This is a genomic window from Bacteroides ndongoniae (assembly GCF_900108345.1).
GTDB classification, from domain to species: Bacteria; Bacteroidota; Bacteroidia; order Bacteroidales; family Bacteroidaceae; genus Bacteroides; species Bacteroides ndongoniae.
Window position 1 is genome coordinate 581306 of record NZ_FNVV01000014.1, and the last position, 20749, is coordinate 602054.

Below are 20749 nucleotides of genomic sequence, written 5' to 3' on the forward strand. Positions count from 1 at the left end.
ATTATCAATTTTCAATTATCAATTTTCAATTAAAAAAATGAACGATAAGAAAGAACTGCAGGTGGCCGCTTTGGAGAACGGCACTGTAATCGACCATATTCCTTCCGAGAAGCTGTTTACCGTGGTGTCGCTGCTGGGACTGGAACATATGAACAACAACATTACCATCGGATTCAACCTGAACAGCAAGAAACTGGGTAAGAAAGGCATTATCAAGATTGCCGACAAATTCTTCTGCGACGACGAGATAAACCGTATCGCCGTGGTGGCTCCGAACGTGAAACTGAACATCATCCGCAACTACGAAGTGGTGGAGAAACGGGAAGTGTGTCTGCCCGACGAACTGCACGGCATCGTGAAATGTGCCAATCCGAAATGCATCACCAACAACGAGCCGATGCCTACCCGCTTCCACGTGATAGACAAGGAGCATTGCGTCATCAAATGCCACTATTGCGAGAAGGAACAGAAGAGAGAGGAAATTGAGATTATTTAATTAATGGAGAATGGAGAATTGATAATGAATAATGACGATAGAAGACAAAGAATCAACGTTGTCGAAGAAAGGAGTTATCAATTCTCCATCCGTATCATCAATTTATACAAGTATTTGGATGAAAACAAGAGGATATACGACATTGCCCGTCAGTTGTTGAGAAGCGGTACAGCCATCGGTGCGCTCATCAAAGAAGCTGTTCACGCACAAAGTAAAGCTGACTTCCTGAACAAGATGAATGTCGCCTTGAAAGAAGCAAACGAAACAATTTATTGGCTTTCATTGCTACACGATACCAATTACTTGAAAGATAATGAGTTCTTATCCATAAACAATGATTGTGAAGAACTCCTCAAATTGTTAATCAGTATCGTAAAAACAACAAAAAATAACCTCAACCACTAATTATCAATTATCAATTCTCCATTATCAATTATCAATTATCAATTAAATAAAATGAAAGAAGACTGGAAACCGGGGACGATGATCTATCCGCTGCCGGCTGTGCTGGTGAGCTGCGGAAGCTGTCCCGAAGAATACAACATACTGACAGTGGCATGGACGGGGACCATCTGTTCGAACCCGCCGATGTGCTACATTTCGGTACGGCCGGAACGGTACTCGTACGACATCATCAAGCGGAACATGGAGTTTGTGATCAACCTGACCACCAAGGACATGGCACGGGCTACCGACTGGTGTGGCGTGCGTTCGGGCAGGGATTACAACAAATTCGAGGAAATGCACCTGACACCGGGAAAATGTACGGTTGTGAAGGCTCCCCTGATCGAAGAATCGCCGCTGTGCATCGAATGCCGGGTGAAAGAAATCGTGTCGCTGGGGTCGCACGACATGTTCGTGGCAGACGTGGTGAACGTACGGGCGGAAACAAACCACCTGAACCCGGAAACGGGAAAACTGGAACTGGCCGAGACAAATCCGCTGGTGTATGTGCATGGCGGATACTATGAACTGGGAGATAAGATAGGAAAATTCGGCTGGTCGGTAGAAAAGAAGAAAAAATGAAACGAAGATTTTGGCACTGCTGTATGCTGCTCTGCGCATGTCTGTTCCCGGCAGGAATGTGGGGACAGGATCTGGTTGTGCCCGGAACTCCGGAAACGGAGGAGGTGAAGGAAAAGCCCGAGCACGACCATACGGTGAACTTTGGCGCGAAGGGCGGATTTACTTCTTCCCTGTTCCTGGTGCCGCACCTGAACGTGAACGGTGTCAGCATCCAGGAGATACAGAACAATTACCGGATAGGCTACTTCGGGTCGCTGTTTATGCGCATCAACTTCGGGAAGCATTTCCTGCAACCGGAAGTATCGTACACGGTGAACAGCTGCGACATCAGCTTCGACAAACCGTTGCCGGAAGGCAGCAATGCCAATGACATCCCGGAAAAGGCCTCCATCGCATCGACGATACACAGTGTGGACGTCCCGGTGATATACGGCTACAACATCATCAAGGAGGGGCCGTACAGCCTGGCCATTTTCGGAGGGCCCAAGATACGTTTCATGCTGCAGAAGCAGAGCGATATCACTTTCGAGAACTTTGACCAGACCGACATACACGAGACTTTGCGCCCACTGAACCTTTGTGCCACACTGGGTGTGGCGGTAACCATCTCGCGTATCTTCTTCGACTTCCGGTACGACGTCGGACTGCACAACATGTCGAAGCAGATTGAATATACCGTTCCTCCCGTTGAAGGAATGCCCGGAACAGTAGAGCCAGACAAAGGCATCTACTTCCACCGCAAAGACAACGTGATGAGCTTCTCGCTGGGGGTGTTCTTCTGAAGGGGGGGATGAGATTTCGCTTATGAGCCTACGGGTTAAAGGGTTAAATACTTAAAAACAAAAAAACTTACTTTGTTATGAGACTGACGATACGTAACTTCGGACCTATCAGGGAGGCAGAGATGGACTTCGGCGATTTGACTTTTCTGATCGGACCTCAGGCTAGTGGCAAAAGTCTGTCATTGGAGTTACTAAAACTAATCATAGACCAGCAACATATTATTTCCACACTCAGAAATTATAATTATATACTGAACAAAAAGGATGCGACCAATTTGCTGGAAGGATATTTCGGTGAAGGACTGTCGCAATTGTTCAAGAAAGATACGGAAATAACTTCTGATGGGAAAAATTTTTCCCCCAGGACATTGCTGGATACACTCGCCCAGCAAAAGGCATCGGAAATGCCTAAGGAATCTGTATTCTATATTCCTGCCCAAAGAATATTGAGTATCGCAGACGGACGTCCTAAAAACTTCATGGAATTTGATTGGGATACGCCGTATGTCTTAAGAAGATTCAGCGAAACACTCCGAGTATTCATGCAGGGAGGACTGGGAAACCCAGATATTATTTTCCCCATGAGAAACAGGCTGAAAGGAGCGGTGAGAAATTCGATTACACAGACCATCTTTCATAACGGAAAAGTAATCATAGACCAAGCAGGCAACCAACGGAAGATGAAACTGGAAATTGATGACATGAAAATACCATTTATGGCCTGGAGTGCAGGACAAAAGGAATTCATGCCGTTATTGCTAGGCATCTATTGTTTGTCCGGTCCTCCTACACAGGTAGTAAACAGAGAGGATTATGAATGGGTAATTATTGAAGAACCAGAAATGGGATTGCACCCACAGGCCATCCAGTCGGTATTGCTGGAGATCATCGAATTGATAAAAAACGGATATAAGGTTATCGTATCGACACACTCTACCACATTTCCAGAGTTTGTATGGGCTTTCAACAATCTTCAGAATTTACCGGAAGAAGACTTTAAAACGGCGATGAGCGAGATATTCGGTATCTCTATGCACTCGACTGCAGCCAACCTGTTTGATAACCTGAAAGGTAAAAATATCAAGACATTCTATTCGGGCAAGCAAACAAACTCTCAAGGAGTGACCTTTGCAGATATATCTACCCTGGACGCACTGAGCAATGATGCAGATGTAGCTGAATGGGGAGGACTGTCCAGCTTTGCCGGCAAATCATCAGAGATCGTCAGTCGCTATGGAGAATAAAACTATTAAAAGTCAAACTGACAATGCTTTTAGAAAAGCTGTTGAGAACACTCCCGAAGTATGCGGAGGGTACAGAGCCGGACTGCAGGCATTGAAAGAAGGAGAAAGCCAACTGATAGCCGTAAATAACACACGACTATTGGAAGGGAGTGTGGACATTGATGCGTGTACACTGAAGAATCATCCTAACGAAGCACGCTGGGACTATGCCATCGGATATGAAAGTAAGGCCTATTTCGTTGAAATTCATCCGGCTGATACTAGTAATGTAAACGAAGTGATCAAGAAAGCAGAATGGCTGAAACAATGGTTAAAAACAAAAGCGCCGAACCTGAAAGCACTGGCTCCAAACCATACTTATTATTGGATTCCGTCAGGAAGATGCAACATTCTGAAAAATTCACCTCAATATAAACGATTGGCACAAAGTAACGTATTGCTGATAAGCAGGTTCAGAATGCCTGTAAAAGATTGAATCCGGGGAATCCAAACTGATTTCACCTCTGTGAAACCCTGTGTTCTCTGTGGTAAAAACAAGTATACGCCCATCTGTACCGTCCGTATCTGAAAAATATTCTCTGCAACCGAAAAAACGGGGTCCTGCTTTGCGAAACTTAATTTATTTGCCTACTTTTGCGAACCTATAGCAAACAAATGCGGATTTATCAATTTATCTTATAAGAAATGAAAAGAGACGATTTGATTTTCGACATTATCGAAAAAGAACATCAACGCCAGCTGAAAGGCATTGAACTGATTGCATCAGAGAACTTTGTAAGTGACGAAGTGATGCAGGCAATGGGATCCTGCCTGACCAACAAGTATGCGGAAGGATACCCCGGTAAGCGTTACTACGGAGGCTGCGAGGTAGTAGACCAGAGCGAACAGATTGCCATCGACCGTATCAAGAAGATCTTCGGTGCAGAATGGGCCAATGTACAACCGCACTCAGGCGCACAGGCCAATGCTGCCGTTTTCCTGGCCGTACTGAATCCGGGAGACAAATTCATGGGTCTGAACCTGGCACACGGCGGTCACCTGTCACACGGTTCGCTGGTGAATACTTCGGGAATCATCTATCATCCCTGCGAATACAACCTGAATAAAGAAACCGGACGTGTAGACTACGACCAGATGGAAGAAGTGGCTCTGCGCGAAAAACCGAAAATGATTATCGGTGGTGGTTCGGCTTACTCACGTGAATGGGACTACAAGCGCATGCGTGAAATTGCCGACAAGGTAGGCGCTATCCTGATGATCGACATGGCTCACCCTGCCGGTCTGATTGCTGCCGGACTGCTGGACAACCCGGTGAAGTATGCACACATCGTGACTTCGACAACTCATAAGACCCTGCGCGGTCCGCGTGGAGGTATCATCCTGATGGGAAAGGACTTCCCCAACCCTTGGGGCAAGACAACGCCGAAGGGTGAAATCAAGATGATGTCGCAGCTGCTTGACTCAGCCGTATTCCCTGGTATTCAGGGAGGCCCGCTGGAGCATGTCATCGCTGCCAAGGCTGTAGCTTTCGGTGAGATTCTGCAACCCGAATGGAAAGAATATGCTACACAGGTGAAGAAGAATGCCGCCGTACTGGCACAGGCTTTGATCGACCGTGGATTTACCATCGTAAGCGGCGGTACGGACAACCACTCCATGCTGGTAGACCTGCGTTCGAAATATCCTGACCTGACCGGTAAGGTAGCAGAAAAGGCACTGGTTTCGGCCGACATCACCGTGAACAAGAACATGGTGCCGTTCGACAGCCGTTCGGCCTTCCAGACTTCGGGTATCCGTCTGGGTACACCGGCCATCACTACACGCGGTGCCAAGGAAGACCTGATGCTGGAAATCGCAGAAATGATCGAAACAGTATTGTCGAACGTGGACAACGAAGAGGTAATCGCCAAGGTTCGTGCCCGCGTAAACGAGACGATGAAGAATTATCCGATCTTTGCTTATTGATTGAAGTAGGCTTATAACGTATCATAAAAATCCGTGTAATCTGTGTGTGATCTGTGGTGAAAGCCATCGGAGACGCGGATTGCACGGATTTTTTATGTTTTGACAGAAAGTAAAATTTGTCCGTCCAAATACAGACTATAATCAAAATTATTGTAACTTTAGCCCGATAATACGTTGCAGATATGATTTTTAAAGAAGTTGAAATTAATAATTTCAGGGGGATCAAGCATCTTTTTCTGCCTAACTTAAAGCAGGTCAATCTGCTGGTAGGCAAGAACAACTGCGGAAAGTCGAGTGTGCTTGACGCACTGTTCCTGCTGTCCGGCTTTTCAAATCCTCTCCTGATTTTGAGAATCAACCAGTTCAGGGATTACGATTCTTTCGCTCAGGAAGATATCAGCCTGAACTTCTACAATATGGCATCGGAAAATCATATTCTGATACAGGGACAAAAACAAGACGGTACTGTAAGGACACTGGAAATAGCTCCTATCATCTCAGAGTCTGCGCGCATCGTGATATCGGGAGAACAGATTTCGACACAGGCCCTTTCGAATCAGGAAGCGAATATCACTACCGGACTATCCATGAACTTCAGCTATACCCTAACAAATGGAGAAACGATAAGCGACCGCTCGGCCATCCTTATTGACCCTAAAGAAAAAGGGGGAAACGTCCGGATAGAAACGTCGAAACAATACAAGGAAACACTGTCGGGAGTTTACATCAATTCGAAATTCGCATTCAGCATCGCCGTCGAAAACCTGACACGCATCATTGAAGCGAAACAAGAGCCGGTCATCGTAGAGATACTACAGCACGTAGAGCCCAAAATAAAATCCATTCATGTACTGAAATCGGGAGTCAGCGTAGACATCGGACTAAACAGATTGGTTCCTATCAACATGTTAGGAGATGGGATAAGAAAATTACTGGCGATTATCACTTCACTTTATGGCTGCAAAGAAGGGATTATCTTTATTGATGAAATAGATAACGGCATGCATTTCTCTTCATTGGCTTCGCTATGGAAAGCAATCCTGAAAACCGCCCGAATGCTCGACGTACAGGTATTTGCTACTACACACAATATCGAATCACTCCAGGCGCTCAATAAGATACTGAGTGAAATCGATGACAAAGAAATGCAGGATGAAATCATGTGCTATTCCTTAAGGCATCTGCCAACAGATGAAATGAAGGCCTATGAATATCCTTATGAGAAATTTCAATATGTCATTAATCAAGAAATTGAAATAAGATGATCAGAATCTTTGTCGAAGGGAGAGATGCACAGTTTTTAGAGAAATACCTTGTTTTTCTCTGGGGAGAAAACCGGGAAAGGTGGGAAATTCTGCAAACCAAATGTTTTGAAGGATATGAGAAATGCGTTGCTGGACACGTAAATCCAGATGGAAGCCTCAAATACATTTCGCCCAACAGAAAGGCTAAGATATATGCTTATATAGAATCTTTTAAAAAATCGAGAAAGGAAACCGAACGCTTTAAAAAGCAAAAAGATTTCTTCTTTGACAACCCTAAGTATTGGAATCTGGAAACAGAATATTTATCCCCTTTGAAAAACTTTCTGCAAAGTGCAGAAAACAAGCATTCAAACTCAGCTTTATGAAAACCGAAAAACAGAAAGCGGCCGAAGGGCTGCTGTACGATGCCAATAACGACCCGCAGCTGCAACAGGAAATGCTGGAGACGCGTTGCCTGCTGCACGAATACAATCTGCTGCCGCCCGACCGTGGCGAGGAACGGGACCGGCTGATACGCCGTATTGTGAACATGGGCGAAGGAGGATGCATCATTTCGCCTTTCTACTGCGACTATGGTTACCACATCCACATCGGAAAGAATTTCTTTGCAAACACCAACCTGGTGATTCTGGACGGAGCGGACGTCAGCATAGGCGACAATGTATTCATCGCTCCCAATGTGGGCATCTATACCGCCGGTCATCCGCTGGACGTGGAACAACGCAATGCCGGACTGGAGTATGCTTACCCCATCCGCATCGGCAACAACGTGTGGATCGGAGGGAATGTAGTCATCCTGCCGGGAGTGAGCATCGGCGACGGTGCCGTGATCGGAGCAGGCAGTGTGGTGACAAAGGATATCCCGGCTCATACGGTGGTGGTGGGGAATCCGTGCAGGGAAATAAAGAAAATTAAGAATGAAGAATGAGGAATGAAGAATGAAGAATGAGGAATGAAGAATGAGGAATGAAGAATGAAGAATGAGGAATGAAGAATTTACTTCTATGTGAAAAATCAAAAGAGGTTTTGAGCGAAGTTAATGAAGTATTTACCATTCAGCACAAACCATAAACTCTAAACCATAAACCCTAAACCATAAACCCTAAACTATAAACCCTAAACTCTAAACCCTAAACAATAAACTCTAAACCCTAAACAATAAACCCTAAAATATGGCAAAGAAAGATTATATACAAGCCAACAAAGACTGGCTGGCGGCAAAGGCTGCCGAAGAAGGAGTGATGCCACTGCCGAAAGGCATCTACTACAAGGTGCTGGCTTCCGGAAAAAGTGACGGTCCCCACCCTACTCCCAGAAGCATCGTAACGGCCCACTATACGGGATGGACCATCAATGGTAAGAAGTTTGACAGCAGCCGTGGCGGTGTGCCCATCGCTTTCCGACTGAACGAACTGATAGAAGGATGGATTGTAGCCATGCAACAGATGCATGTGGGCGACAAATGGGAAATCTACATCCCTGCCGAAATGGGTTACGGAAAGTTTTCGCAACCGGGTATTCCAGGAGGTTCGACACTGATTTTCGAAATAGAGTTGTTGGGAATAGGATAGAAAATGAAGAATGAAGAATGAAGAATGAAAAGTGAAGAATGAGGAATGAAGAAGGAGGAACAGAGAATGAAAAATAACCTGTTGTCCGAACGGCTCACCTACAACGGTGACAACGGAACGCATACCCATGTACACCTGATCTGCTATTCGGCGGAGCACTGCGATGAGATTGTCTGTCAGGACTTCGACAAGATTGCTTCACTGACTGCTCCTGATGACAAACTATGGATAAGAGTGCACGGACTGAAAGACACGGAGTACATCAGAAACCTGTGTACTTACTTCAACATCAACTTCCTGATGATGCAGGATATTCTGAATGTGGACCATCCCAGCAAGATAGAGAAAAACGGTGACTTTAACTTTGTCGTGACACGTATCTTCCATGACGATACAGCCATCGCCATCCGGCTGATACAAGGCAACAACGTGGTGCTGACCTTCACCGAAGGAGAAGCCCGGTTCTTCGACGATGCAGCCAAGGCCCTGGAAAACAATGTGCTGAAGATACGGACACGCTCGTCGGACTATCTGTTTTCGGTGCTCTTCAACGAGGTGGTGTCGAGCTACGTTTCGCAGGCCATTGAGATAGGCGACCAGCTGGACGATCTTGAAACAGAACTGCTAGCCGCCACTACCAGCTACAACATACGCATGCAGCTGCAATTGCTCAGGAAACGCTATATGGAAATAAAGCGTACCGTCGTGCCGCTGAAAGACCAGTACTCGCGTATCGTGCATCCCGACTCGGAACTGATCAACGAGACGAACCGGCCATTCTTCAACGACGTCAACGACCATCTGCTGAATGCCGTACAGCTGACTGAAGGATGCCGCGAAACCTTGTCATCGCTCATGGACCTGTATATATCGAACAGCGACATGCGCATGAACTACATCATGAAACGGCTTACCATCGTATCTACCATCTTCATCCCCCTTACCTTCCTGGTAGGCGTATGGGGAATGAACTTCAAATTCATGCCCGAGCTGGACTGGAAGTACGGTTACCTCATGGCATGGGGAATCATGCTGGCTGCCGGACTGGCTTCGTTCCTGATACTGAGGTCGCGGAAGTGGCAATAAGCAAATCTTTGTAAAAAGCATCGGAGATTGTGATTAAATACGTACCTTTAACGCCCGAAAAAAATTAGTAATTAAAAATTAATAATTAAAAGTGAAGAATGGAGGGAGGATGAAGAATTTATGCAGTTCTTTGACTATTTACCATTAACCATTCATCATTAATCATTAATCATTATCCATTTACTATTAACCATTAAAATAAGCAAATGATGAAAAAACTGACTTATGTATTGGCAGCGACTCTGCTGGCTGCCTGTAACAGTGGAAACAACGGTTATACCATCACCGGAACTGTAGAAGGTGCCAACGACGGCGACATGGTGTACCTGCAGGGAGTGGAAGGCCGCCAACTGGTTAAACTTGACTCGGCCGTCATCAAGAACGGAACATTTACCTTTACCGGAAAGCAGGATACAGCCGTTAACCGCTACCTGACGTACAAGAACAACGAGGACAACGGCATGGCTATGGACTTCTTCCTGGAGAACGGAAAAATCGCCATCCAGCTGACGAAGGACAGCGACGCCGCTACCGGTACGCCCAACAACGATGCTTATCAGGAAATCAGAACACAGCTAAATAGCCTGATGAAACAGATGGAGACACTGTACAGCGCACTTTCGGACACTACCCTGACCGACGAACAACGTGAGGCCAAAGGGAAGGAAATTGAAGGTCTGCAGGAAAAAATGATAGGTGTGGCCAAAGACGGTATCGCCAAGAATATCACCAATCCGGTAGGTATTCACCTGCTGAAGCAGAATTACTACTACATGGACGTCAACGAGCTGGATCCGCTGATGCCGCAGATTCCTGCCATGTACGACCAGGACGAAAGAATCGTTCAGATCAAGGCTAACGTGAAGCAGATGAAAGCAACTGCCGTTGGACAGAAATTCACCGACTTCGAAATGCAGACTCCTGAAGGCGAAAAGGTGAAACTGTCGGACTATGTAGGCAAAGGTAAGGTAGTGCTTGTAGACTTCTGGGCAAGCTGGTGCGGACCATGCCGTCGCGAAATGCCGAACCTGGTAGACCTGTATGCCAAATACAAAAACAAGAACTTCGAGATTGTAGGTGTTTCGTTGGATCAGAGCGGAGAAGCCTGGAAGAACGCCATCAAACAGCTGAACATCAGCTGGCCGCAAATGTCGGACCTGAAATACTGGGATTGTGAAGGCGCCAAACTGTATGCCGTAAGCAGCATTCCTCACACAGTGCTCATCGACAAGGACGGTACGATTCTGGCCCGTGGCCTGGCAGGCGAAGCATTGCAAGAAAAACTGGCTGAGGTGATTAAATAAATATATCTGATTTTAGAATTTTCCGGCAACGGGAAGGGATGTCAAAGAAGGAGGAAGCACCCGACTTCGAAAGGGCAAACCTTCCCGTTACTTTTTTGAGGGTGTGTCAAAACTAAAAGTAACTGACATCTTGTTGTTTTCAGGCACGAATTACACGGAATTTCGCGGATGATTATTCTTCTATCTCTGCGTTTTTCCGCGTAATCCGTGCCTAAAAGAAAGCGGTTCCTTAATTTGACACACTTTCTACAAAAAAGAGCCCTCTCCCATTTCTTACCATTTGATAATTTCTGGTGGCAGGATTTGTTATACCTTTGCGCGCTCAAAAAGAAGATCAGAAATGGAAAACAACAAGCAGACATTGAAAGACAGTATCGACTTTGGCAGCATGCACATTCCTACTCTGTTCAGGAAGCTGCTGATTCCTACCGTACTGGGTATGGTATTTTCGGCCATCTTCATCATCACAGATGGTATTTTTGTAGGCAAAGGTATTGGCAGCGATGCGCTGGCAGCGGTCAACATCACAGCCCCGTTGTTCCTTATCAACACAGGAGTGGCGCTGATGTTCGGCATCGGAGCATCGGTGGTGGCATCTATCCACCTGTCGCACGGCAAACCGAAGGTGGCACGCATCAACGTGACACAGGCCATCATCGTTTCGTCCCTGCTGCTTATTGCCTATGCCGTGGCCATCCTGTGCAACGTGGAGCAGGTGGCACGCCTGCTGGGCAGCAGCGAACGGTTGCTGCCGCTGGCTGTGGAATACATGCACTGGTTTGTACCGTTCCTGGTGTTCAGCGCCCTGCTCAGCTCGGGCATGTTTTTCGTCAGACTGGACGGCTCGCCCAACTACGCCATGACATGCAACATCATCCCGGCACTGATCAACATCTTCCTCGACTGGCTGTTTATCTACGTCTTCCGGTGGGGCATGTTCGGAGCAGCACTGGCTACCAGCCTGGGATATATTGTAGGAGCACTGATGATACTGGTCTACCTGATGCAACGGCAGCATGTGATCCGGCTGGAGCGCATCAAGCTGAGTCTGAAAAGCCTGCGGCTGACCGTGCGCAACGTGGGCTACATGATGCGGCTGGGACTTTCGACCTTCCTGTGTGAAGCGGCCATCGCTACCATGATGTTTGTGGGTAACTATGTCTTTATCCGCTATCTGGGCGAAGACGGAGTGGCAGCCTTCAGCATAGCCTGTTATTTCTTCCCCATCATCTTCATGGTGTACAACGCCATTGCCCAGTCGGCCCAGCCGATACTGAGCTACAACTACGGAGCCTCGCAGGCCGACCGGGTACGGTCGGCCTTCCGCCTGGCACTGTGGACGGCAGTGACCTGCGGTGTGGTGGTATTCATCATCACGGAACTGTTTACCGAAGGAATTGTGGGGTTGTTCGTCGATCGGGGCTGTGCGGCATACGACATTGCCCTGCACGGACTTCCGCTCTTTGCAGCCGGCTTTGTGTGCTTCGGAATCAACATTGTATCGATCGGCTATTTCCAGAGTGTAGAGCGAGACCGTCCGGCCATGGCTGTCACCCTGCTGCGCGGCTTCATCCTGGTGTTGCTATGCTTCTGGCTGATGCCCATCATGATGGGGGTACCCGGCATCTGGCTGGCCGTACCTGCCGCCGAGACACTGACACTGATCTTCGTGCTGACTATTTACTGCCGGGGAAAGAGGAAAGAGAAACTTGAAAATTACCTCCTACGGAAACCGAAGATAAAAAGACATGGAAAAATTCGTTGACATATTCAGCAAGAAATACAACCTGGACAGCAAGGATGCAGCTGCCCTGCTGGCCCTGATGGAACCTGTGACCTACCGCCGGGGCGAAGTACTGGTGCACGAAGGAGAATTGAACACTTCTTTCTACCTGATAGGCCAAGGCATCTGGCGCGGCTATTACCTGCGCAATGGTGTAGACGTGAGTATCTGGTTTGCCACCACCGGCGAATCGCTCTTCTCGACCCGGGGATACATGGGCGGAAGACCATCCGGGACTTCGATCGAAGCCATGAGCGACAGCCTGCTATACCGCATCGGGCGGCAGGAACTGGAAGCCTTCTTCCACTCGTCGGCAGCAGCTGCCAACCTGGGCAGGCGGATGTTTGAACGGGAGTTTCTGATGTTTGAAGAGAGGCTGATCAACGAAGGAGCGACACAGGCCAAAGAACGGTATCTGTCGCTGCTGGAACGGATGCCCGAACTGCTGCAACACGTACCGCTGAAGCACATTGCTTCGTACCTGTACATCACTCCTCAGTCGCTGAGCCGTATCCGTGCCGAACTGGCACGAAAAGCCGGAAGCGAAATCAGTCGCCCACGCGAATGATCTGCTGCACTTCGACCACTCCGTCGTAATCGGCAGCAAAGCCTTCGGAGGAAGGCCCCATCATCTTCACCTTCAGTTCGGCTGAAACAGGAGTATAGGGTTGGGAACCGGCAGGCAAAGCTGCCTCGTAACGTTTCTTCAGTTCGCCCGAACGGTCGACTACCCAATAGGACAAGGTATCGCCTTCGGGGGTAAAGGAATAGGCTTCGTGGCCCATAATGAGTCGCCCCTTACAGGTCTGTACGGAATCGGAAACTGTCGTTTCCTCATGCACATCCGTTGCTTCCGACGTTCGGGAAGAGGGACGGCAGGAGAACAAGCACAAGGTTGTCCCCATCAAGAAAAAGAATACCTGTTTTTTCATGCTTCTATTATTGATTAAGTAATAAATCTGTGTCGAAGATAGACATTTTTCTTTCATAAACGTATTTTCACCAGACAAAAGTTTGCCGGATTCATTTAAATTAGTACATTGTGCCGCCATAATACAAAATGTACAAATACAACCTAATAATCATGAAACGCACCGACCTCTACTTCATCGTGATTGTCGCGGCTCTGTTCGCGCCGTTCTTTGTATCCGACGGCCTGTATGCAGGCTATCAGTCGTTCAATGCCGCACACGGCATGGTGATGAGCTTCCTGAAATTTGCCATTCTTTCCACGCTGGGCGAGCTGCTGGGCCTGCGCATCAGTACAGGAAAATACCTGCGCAAAGGCTTCGGCGTATGCCCCCGTGCCGTAGTATGGGGTGTGCTGGGTATGGGCATCAACCTGGCTTTTATCGTGTTCTCGACAGGTGTGCCTGCCGCAGCCGCTTACCTGGGAGTGGACAATCCGGCGGGCATCATGGCGGGGCCTCTCTGTATGGAAAAGATTGGGCTAGCATTTGCCATCTCCGTCTGCCTGAACAGCATCTTTGCCCCTGTATTCATGACCTTCCACAAGATAACGGACACACACATCCTGGCTACAGGCGGAACGCTGCGCGGTCTGTTCACCCCCATTCCGATGGGTGAGATCATGCAAAACCTGAACTGGCGGGTACAGTGGGGATTCGTGTTCAAGAAGACCATTCCCCTGTTCTGGTTTCCTGCACACACCATCACCTTCCTGCTGCCGGGCGAAATGCGGGTGCTGTTCGCTGCCTTGCTGGGAGTAGCGCTGGGGGTGATACTGGCCATCGCTGCACGTAAAAAATAAAGCGTCTTTTGGGAAGGGACGGATGGCACGGATTACTGCGGTTGCAGCTGTAGCGTATAGTTCAGTTCTGAATCGATAGGCTTCAGGTCGCGATCAAGCATTGTCAGTTTGTCGCCAAGGAAAAGGAAGTTCATCGTCTCTTCCTCCTTGTCGAAAGGAACGAACTGGAAGACGGTGGCATCCTTGTCTACCGCATTGCCGCGCAAGGTATACTGACGTCCGCAATACTCGAAGGTGCGGTCCTGTCCGTTCTCGGCTTCCAGATAAGTGAGCCGTGCCCTGAACACGCCACCGCCACTATGCTCGTAGTTGTAAAGGGTTATGTCGTACACAATGCCGGGACAGGAGGCAGCCGGCAGGGTGCCCCGATAGATGCGCGTCTGCAATTCTCCGGTACCCTCGGCTTTCTTCAGGGAATCGAGCAAAGCCTTGTCCTGAGGAGCGACAATGACTTCGGCTGTACGGTAGTAGTCGATGCGATACGATCCGGAGCGTCCCAGCGTCATGGAGTCGGGAGTCAGCTTCACGACGTCCAGCGTGTCCGAGAAGTCAATGGTTTGTCCGTTTCCGATGCTCTTTCCGTTGAGTATCAGGCGGTCGCCCGACAGGCTCCACGATTCATACTTCAGCGTAGCCATACCGATGGAAGATGCAGTGCCATCGGCATTCAGGGTCACTCCCTGCACAATCTGAGGATTGGCAGGCATGACTTCAATCCAGTTTCCGGTAAAATCTCTCTCGTTTTTCTGAGTGGCTGTGTGGCACGAAGCCAGTAAGCCGGCAGCCACCACCAGCATCATTGATTTTCTCATGGTTGATTTACGTTTTATAGATAACAGTATGCTTATTTCTTTTCGGTGAAAGCGATGGATTTGCCCTCTGCCGAGAAAGTCAGCGTCATATCCTGTCCCTTACCGCGAATGTCGACAAACGGATTTTTGTATCCATAGCCCGAAGCGGTCACATATTGGCGAAGCAGGTAGTCGACACCGTCGTAACGGATCTGAGCCAGCCCTGCCGTAGTGAAGAAAATGGCAGAAAGAGCTTCACCCTGTTTGCCTGCAAACTCGGCCTGACGTTTGTTTTCGCATCCGGTAGAGGCATACAGCACTTTTCCTCTTCGTGACACCAGCCACTCGTCAGCGCACCGTTCGAACATGTATGTATCATCGTCTTCTATATTCCACACTGCGGTGCCGTCGGGGCGGACACGTTTTTCCAGTACGACCGTCTCTTCGGGCATGAACAGTTCGACCTTGGATGAGTCGGACGGAAATACCGCGAAGGCAGCCGTCGTAGCCTGCGGATCAATAGCAGACAGCATACGCATCCCGTCTTCGAAAATCCGGATTTTCTTGTCGAGTACCTTGGAGTATGTGTACCCCATGGCCGCATCGCTTCCGCCGATGGGAGCTGTTTCGGTATCAGTGTTTTTCGCCTGTTTGCTGCCACACGAAATCAGCAGGAGTGAAGCAGCCAGAAAGAAATAGTGTCTTTTCATAAAATAATGGTTGTTTGTTAGTTTATAAAATAATTGCATAACACAAGTATCAGCCAAAAGCAGACTTCCACTTGTCCGGTCCACACAAATGTAAGCAAAAACCGGCAGGGCGGAAAGCCATCAAGCAGCGTCTGTTACGAAGTATAACAAATAATGTATGAAATGGTGCGCTGCGCATACGAAATATCATTTATGGAAGACCAGATAACTGGTATTCGGATAGACATGCTCCTGCGAAGTGCCCAGCCATAAGATTTCTTGGGGTGTACGGCAAAATGCATAGGCATCACCACCGGGCAGGTAAAGGGCGTCGAGCATACCATAATCGGCCAGGGCTTCCGAGAAATCGTAGAGCGACTCACGCTGACGGCTCAAGACGACGTAGACACGGGGATCGTCCTTCTTGCGGGCCACTGCTCTGCGCAGGGATTTTCCTTTCAGGCGGTTCGGCCAGATCTTTCCACCGATGACCAGCGGATATTGCCTGAAAAACGAACCCTGACGCTCGGCACAGTAGTTCATCACCGTGTCCGAGGCCGAAACACCCAGAAACAGCTGCCCTTGCAGCAAGGCACCATAGCCTTCCTTCCGCTTGCCATTGCCGTAACGGCAACCATCCAATACAAAATCGCCCACAATGCCCAGATTGTCCTTGCGTACATCGGCAGCAGGCAGAGCCATCAGCAACGTTGTGTCCTGCACAGAGGGCAAGCCGATACACAGCCGGACATCGGTCCCTTCCAGTACAAACAATTGCATCGGGACATCGTTCACCGTATCGGCCAGCAGGCTGACCCGGGCATGTGTCGCACTGTCCGTCAAAGGCTGCTGTTTTTTGTCTAACTGGAGAATATTTTTTTCCCAGTTAGGAAAAACTTTTTCCCCAACTGGGCGATTATTTCTGTCGGGTAAACACCACCAGCATACGATACAGGCAACGGCTACCAACAACAGTACGACGATTCCCCAAAGCCACCTGTTCCGCACGGGTCTTTTGCCACCGGCCGGCGAGCCCAATACCTGTATTTCGTCTTCTTCATGTTTCGTCATAATCCTGCCTCCTTTTCCAACAGTTCCTTCAGCTGCCGCAACGCTTCCCGCGAAGCCGACAATCTGAAAGTACCGTCCAGATCCATATCCGCCAGGACAAGCTCCTGCCTGGTCAGATTGATTTTATAAATGTAATTGCGATTGATGATCAGACTCTTTCCGATGCGGATGAAACAGGCCGCCGCTTCACCCAGCTGCGTCTCTACCAGCTTCTGCATACGCAGCAGGTTGAAGGCAAAGACGTGCTCCGTGCGGTTGTGGAGTACAACCGTCACATAATTGCCGTCCGAGGAGATGTAAGCTATCCGCTCCGGCTTCATTCTGACCAGTTCGTTCGAGTTTGATACGACTAAGACCCTTTCCATGCGGCCTGCAATAAAAAATAATTGTGGGCAAAATTATGCCTTTTCCTCAGATCAGCATTCATTCTGCCCACAAAAGTTTTTAAATAAACCCGATATTTGCTAATTGCCCTACATCGAACTTTCAGTCAGTATCACCCCGTCCATCATGCGGATGATGCGGCGGGCCTCACGGGCATTCTCTTCGGAGTGCGTCACCATGACTACCGTAGCACCGTCGGCATTGAGTTCCTTCAGCAGGGACATCACTTCGTTGCCATTGGCGGAGTCGAGGTTACCGGTAGGCTCGTCGGCCAGGATGATTTTGGGGTTGGTGACGATGGCGCGGGCAATGGCCACACGCTGCTGCTGACCGCCGCTGAGCTGCTGCGGATAGTGCTCCGAACGATGGGCTATCTGCATGCGGTCGAGGGCACGGTTCACCCGTTCCACCCGTTCGCGGACGGGTACGCCGGCATAGAGCAGCGGCAGCTCGACGTTCTCGAACACTGTCAGTTCGTCTATCAGGTTGAAGCTCTGGAAGACGAAGCCCAGGTTGCCATTGCGCAGGTCGGTGCGGTCGTTCTCCTTCCATTGAGAGACTTCCTGTCCCATGAACCACAGTTCGCCCGAGGTGGGATTATCCAGCAGGCCTATGATGTTGAGTAACGTGGACTTGCCACAGCCCGATGGGCCCATGATGGCTACAAACTCACCCGAATGTATCTCCAGGTTCACTTCGTTCAATGCGATTGTCTGCACGCTTTCGGTGCGGAATATTTTGGTAAGGGCCACGGCCTTGATTACGTTATCTGTTTTCATATTGTTATTTTAGGAATTAAGGAGTGAAGAAATTAAACCGATACTTTAAATTCTTCATTCTTCATTTTTCATTCTTCATTTACTCGTATCTCAACGACTCCACCGGATTCTGCGACGCTTTGCGCCACGTCTGTCCTACGACCGTCAGCAGGGTGATGAGCACCGTCAGCAGACCGGCCAGCAGGAAGAGCCACCAGCTGATGGGCGTCTGATAAGCAAACTCGCTGAGCCAGCTACGCATCAGCCAGTAGCCCACAGGGCACGCCACAATGAAGGCAATACCCACCCACACCAGGTACTCGCGGCAGAACATGCGCACGATGCGGTCGGAGTGTGCACCGTTCACCTTGCGGATGCCTACCTCCTTGGTGCGCTGTTCGGTGGAGAGTGCCACCAGGCCGAACACACCCATCATGGCAATGAGGATGGCCAGCACGGTGAAGAACAACAACATGCGGCTCTGCTGATGCTCGCGGGCGTAGTTCTGGTTCAGCTTGTCGGAGAAGAACTGGTAGCTGAAATCCTTAATGAAGGCATCGTCGCGCTTGGCAAACTCCTCAAACTTCTCCTTGATGAAGGCCAAGGTCTGCTGCCGCCGTTCGGGAGCTATCTTGATGTACAGATAGCTCAGAGCCTCGGGGTTGTACCAGATGTAGGCAGGCTTGATCTGCTCGCGCATGGACTGGAAGTTGAAGTCCTTCACCACACCCACGATGCGCAGCGGCATTCCCCACTCCGAACGGATTTCCATCCCGATGGGGTCGGCCACCTTCATGGCGCGCCAGGCCGTTTCGTTGATGACGGCGGTCTTGGTCTCACCCTGATCCCAGTAGTTGTTGAAGTCGTCATCCATCAGCTTGCCCTTCACCAACTGCATACCGAAGGTCTTCACGAAGTCGCCATCGGCCCACAGCTGCACCATGCGCACAGAGTCGGTGCGTCCGTCCACATCGGTCCACTCCACCTTGCTGCCGTCCTTGTAATTAGTGCCTTCGCCGAAGTTCTCGATGGGCGACGACATGGAGACGCCTTTGATGTAGGGATTGCGCAGGAGCTCCTGCTTGAAGTCGCCTACGTTGTACCACAGACTGGTATAAATGCAAACAATGTTTTCCTTGTCCAGCCCCATGTCCTTGTTCTGCATGTAGTGCAGCTGCTTGAAGACGATGCCCGTCAGCAGCATCAGCACCAGGGCGATGACAAACTGTACGCACACTAATCCGCGTATCAGTCCGCCCTTGCGCCCCGTCTTGCGCCCGCCCTTGAAGGCCAGCAACGGATTGACGGACGAGAGATAGAAAGCCGGATAGCTGCCAGCCAGGCAACCCACACCCACAATGCCGAAAAGCATGTAGAGCACCACGCTCCAACTCGCCTCCAATCGCAGGTCGGTCTCCATCACCCGATTGAACAAGGGCAGTGTCAGCTCGGTCAATGCCATGGCCAACACCAAGGCGATGCATGCCTGCACCATTCCTTCGGACAGGAACTGCCCGATGAGCACACGGCGTTTGACTCCCGTCACCTTGCGCACGCCCACCTCCTTGTAGCGCAGCGAGGCGCGGGCGGTGGACAGGGTGGTGAAGTTGAACGCCCCCATGAAGATGACAAGCACCGCTAAGGCGATGAACAGATATACGGTGGAAAGGTTGCCGTGCTTCTCCACGTCGGGGTCGGCAAAACGGGTATGCAGGTAGATGTCGTGCAAGGGCTGGAAGCCGAGACGTACGTTCTTCTCGCCACGGTCGGCCAGCAGGCGGCTCATGGCCTGCGCCTCGCTGCGGAGCATGGTCGATCCTTGCTTCATCTTGACATAGACGTGCATGCTTTCCGTGAAGGTATCCCAATCGATGCTTACGCCTCCCCTGCCATATGCATCCATCGACATGGCCATTTCAAAGCGGATGTGACTTTTGCGGGGAATGTCCACCACGGCCACCACCGTATAGACGTCGTTGGTGGAGTTGCCGAACGAATAGATCAACTTCTGCCCGACGGCAGGGCCCGAACCGAAGAACTTGCGGGCCAGTTCGGAGGAGATAACCACGTTGTTCGGGTTGTCGTTGATGCGTTGGAGGGTACCTTCCACCACGGGGAAGGTGAAGAAACGGAAGAAGGTGCTGTCCACGTAAACTTCGGTCACCGTCATCTTCTTTCCGTCCTCTGCCTCGTAAGAGTACCGGTCGCCATACTTGATGGCCGTCGCGTCCTCCACCTGCGGGAACTTCTGCCGGAAGTCCATGGCCAGCGTGCGTGGCAGGCGGGGGGACTCCTTCACCTCTCCGCCCGCTTCGCGGCGAAGCTCCGTCACACGATAGATGCGGTTGCCGTCGCGAAAGCAGTCGTCGTGCGTCAGCTCGTCCACCACCCACAGGTAAATGAGGAAGGCAGCCGTCAGACCCAGCACAAACCCCATCAGGTTGATGGAGGAGAACAGCAGGCTCCGGCGGATGAGCCGAAGCGCTACTTTGATGTAATGTCTTAGCATAATTCGGTATTTAAGTTTTTAAGTTTATAAGTTCAATCGTTTATGAGTTAGCATTTTAGTTGTTAAGTTTATAAGTTTTTGAGTTTATGAGTTAGCATTTTAGTTTTAAAGTTTATGAGTTTTTGAGTTTATGAGTTTCTGGGGCTTTGGGCTTTTAGGTTTGTGAGTTCTTTAGCCGGTAAGTGCATCAGTTGTCGTTTGACTCCGACTTAAAAACTCGAAAACTTAAGAACTCGAAAACTCGCAAATATACG

The 20749-nt window shown here is 49.5% G+C and carries 23 protein-coding genes; 16 read left to right on the forward strand and 7 right to left on the reverse strand.

Going from position 1 to position 20749, the window contains the following annotated elements; all coding sequences use genetic code 11:
• Positions 1–37: 37 nt before the first annotated feature.
• From pyrI to BQ5591_RS13435, 15 genes are all read left to right on the forward strand, one after another.
• Positions 38–496, forward strand: a complete 459-nt coding sequence (gene pyrI / locus BQ5591_RS13365; protein WP_022163299.1) for an aspartate carbamoyltransferase regulatory subunit — start codon at positions 38–40, stop codon at positions 494–496.
• A gap of 24 nt (positions 497–520) precedes the next feature.
• A complete protein-coding gene (locus BQ5591_RS13370) occupies positions 521–901 on the forward strand; it encodes a four helix bundle protein (RefSeq protein ID WP_022163300.1) in 381 nt (126 codons plus the stop codon).
• 51 nt (positions 902–952) lie between these two features.
• Entirely contained in the window at positions 953–1522 is a 570-nt protein-coding gene (locus BQ5591_RS13375; protein WP_022163301.1) for a flavin reductase family protein, read from the forward strand.
• A gap of 56 nt (positions 1523–1578) precedes the next feature.
• Positions 1579–2304 carry a porin family protein gene (locus BQ5591_RS13380; protein ID WP_394331818.1) on the forward strand — a complete coding sequence of 242 codons (726 nt, stop codon included), beginning with the start codon at positions 1579–1581 and terminating at the stop codon, positions 2302–2304.
• A 77-nt stretch (positions 2305–2381) separates the two neighbouring features.
• Positions 2382–3548, forward strand: a complete 1167-nt coding sequence (locus tag BQ5591_RS13385; protein ID WP_071149734.1) for an AAA family ATPase — start codon at positions 2382–2384, stop codon at positions 3546–3548.
• A complete protein-coding gene (locus BQ5591_RS13390) occupies positions 3538–4023 on the forward strand; it encodes a hypothetical protein (RefSeq protein ID WP_071149735.1) in 486 nt (161 codons plus the stop codon). The genes BQ5591_RS13385 and BQ5591_RS13390 overlap by 11 nt, the downstream gene beginning before the upstream one ends.
• Positions 4024–4232: 209 nt before the next feature.
• The gene (gene glyA / locus BQ5591_RS13395) at positions 4233–5513 is read left to right on the forward strand and encodes a serine hydroxymethyltransferase (RefSeq protein WP_022163303.1); all 1281 of its coding nucleotides are present in this window, start codon (positions 4233–4235) and stop codon (positions 5511–5513) included.
• Between the two features lie 182 nt (positions 5514–5695).
• Positions 5696–6778, forward strand: coding sequence for an AAA family ATPase (locus BQ5591_RS13400; RefSeq protein WP_071149736.1), 1083 nt, complete (start codon positions 5696–5698; stop codon positions 6776–6778).
• Positions 6775–7143, forward strand: coding sequence for a hypothetical protein (locus BQ5591_RS13405; protein WP_071149737.1), 369 nt, complete (start codon positions 6775–6777; stop codon positions 7141–7143). Before BQ5591_RS13400 ends, BQ5591_RS13405 begins: the two co-directional genes overlap by 4 nt.
• Positions 7140–7706, forward strand: coding sequence for a sugar O-acetyltransferase (locus BQ5591_RS13410; RefSeq protein ID WP_071149738.1), 567 nt, complete (start codon positions 7140–7142; stop codon positions 7704–7706). The genes BQ5591_RS13405 and BQ5591_RS13410 overlap by 4 nt, the downstream gene beginning before the upstream one ends.
• Positions 7707–7950: 244 nt before the next feature.
• Positions 7951–8349, forward strand: a complete 399-nt coding sequence (locus tag BQ5591_RS13415) for a BamJ family beta-barrel-assembly machinery protein (protein ID WP_022163740.1) — start codon at positions 7951–7953, stop codon at positions 8347–8349.
• Between the two features lie 66 nt (positions 8350–8415).
• Entirely contained in the window at positions 8416–9435 is a 1020-nt protein-coding gene (gene corA / locus BQ5591_RS13420) for a magnesium/cobalt transporter CorA (protein ID WP_071150722.1), read from the forward strand.
• Positions 9436–9644: 209 nt separating this feature from the next.
• Positions 9645–10739, forward strand: coding sequence for a TlpA disulfide reductase family protein (locus tag BQ5591_RS13425; protein WP_022163742.1), 1095 nt, complete (start codon positions 9645–9647; stop codon positions 10737–10739).
• Between the two features lie 361 nt (positions 10740–11100).
• Positions 11101–12504, forward strand: a complete 1404-nt coding sequence (locus BQ5591_RS13430; RefSeq protein WP_071150723.1) for an MATE family efflux transporter — start codon at positions 11101–11103, stop codon at positions 12502–12504.
• Positions 12488–13090: a Crp/Fnr family transcriptional regulator gene (locus tag BQ5591_RS13435; protein WP_022163744.1), complete on the forward strand. Its 603-nt coding sequence runs from the start codon at positions 12488–12490 to the stop codon at positions 13088–13090. The genes BQ5591_RS13430 and BQ5591_RS13435 overlap by 17 nt, the downstream gene beginning before the upstream one ends.
• Here the strand turns inward: BQ5591_RS13435 and BQ5591_RS13440 are convergent.
• The gene (locus tag BQ5591_RS13440; protein ID WP_071149739.1) at positions 13071–13454 is read right to left on the reverse strand and encodes a hypothetical protein; all 384 of its coding nucleotides are present in this window, start codon (positions 13452–13454) and stop codon (positions 13071–13073) included. The genes BQ5591_RS13435 and BQ5591_RS13440 overlap by 20 nt on opposite strands.
• A gap of 152 nt (positions 13455–13606) precedes the next feature.
• Here BQ5591_RS13440 and BQ5591_RS13445 point away from each other — a divergent pair, with 152 nt between their 5' ends.
• On the forward strand, positions 13607–14293 hold the full coding sequence (locus BQ5591_RS13445) for a hypothetical protein (RefSeq protein WP_071149740.1): 687 nt from the start codon (positions 13607–13609) through the stop codon (positions 14291–14293).
• Between the two features lie 32 nt (positions 14294–14325).
• Here BQ5591_RS13445 and BQ5591_RS13450 read toward each other — a convergent pair whose 3' ends face one another.
• The 6 genes from BQ5591_RS13450 to BQ5591_RS13475 form a co-directional block, all read right to left on the reverse strand.
• Entirely contained in the window at positions 14326–15105 is a 780-nt protein-coding gene (locus BQ5591_RS13450) for a lipocalin family protein (protein ID WP_083380983.1), read from the reverse strand.
• 32 nt (positions 15106–15137) lie between these two features.
• Entirely contained in the window at positions 15138–15794 is a 657-nt protein-coding gene (locus BQ5591_RS13455) for an MliC family protein (RefSeq protein ID WP_071149742.1), read from the reverse strand.
• A gap of 186 nt (positions 15795–15980) precedes the next feature.
• Complete coding sequence (locus BQ5591_RS13460) at positions 15981–16844, reverse strand: hypothetical protein (protein ID WP_071149743.1); 864 nt, start codon at positions 16842–16844, stop codon at positions 15981–15983.
• Complete coding sequence (locus BQ5591_RS13465; RefSeq protein WP_022163750.1) at positions 16841–17209, reverse strand: LytTR family transcriptional regulator DNA-binding domain-containing protein; 369 nt, start codon at positions 17207–17209, stop codon at positions 16841–16843. The genes BQ5591_RS13460 and BQ5591_RS13465 overlap by 4 nt, the downstream gene beginning before the upstream one ends.
• A gap of 108 nt (positions 17210–17317) precedes the next feature.
• On the reverse strand, positions 17318–18007 hold the full coding sequence (locus BQ5591_RS13470; RefSeq protein WP_071149744.1) for an ABC transporter ATP-binding protein: 690 nt from the start codon (positions 18005–18007) through the stop codon (positions 17318–17320).
• Between the two features lie 79 nt (positions 18008–18086).
• Positions 18087–20495 carry an ABC transporter permease gene (locus BQ5591_RS13475; protein ID WP_071149745.1) on the reverse strand — a complete coding sequence of 803 codons (2409 nt, stop codon included), beginning with the start codon at positions 20493–20495 and terminating at the stop codon, positions 18087–18089.
• Positions 20496–20749 lie beyond the last annotated feature (254 nt).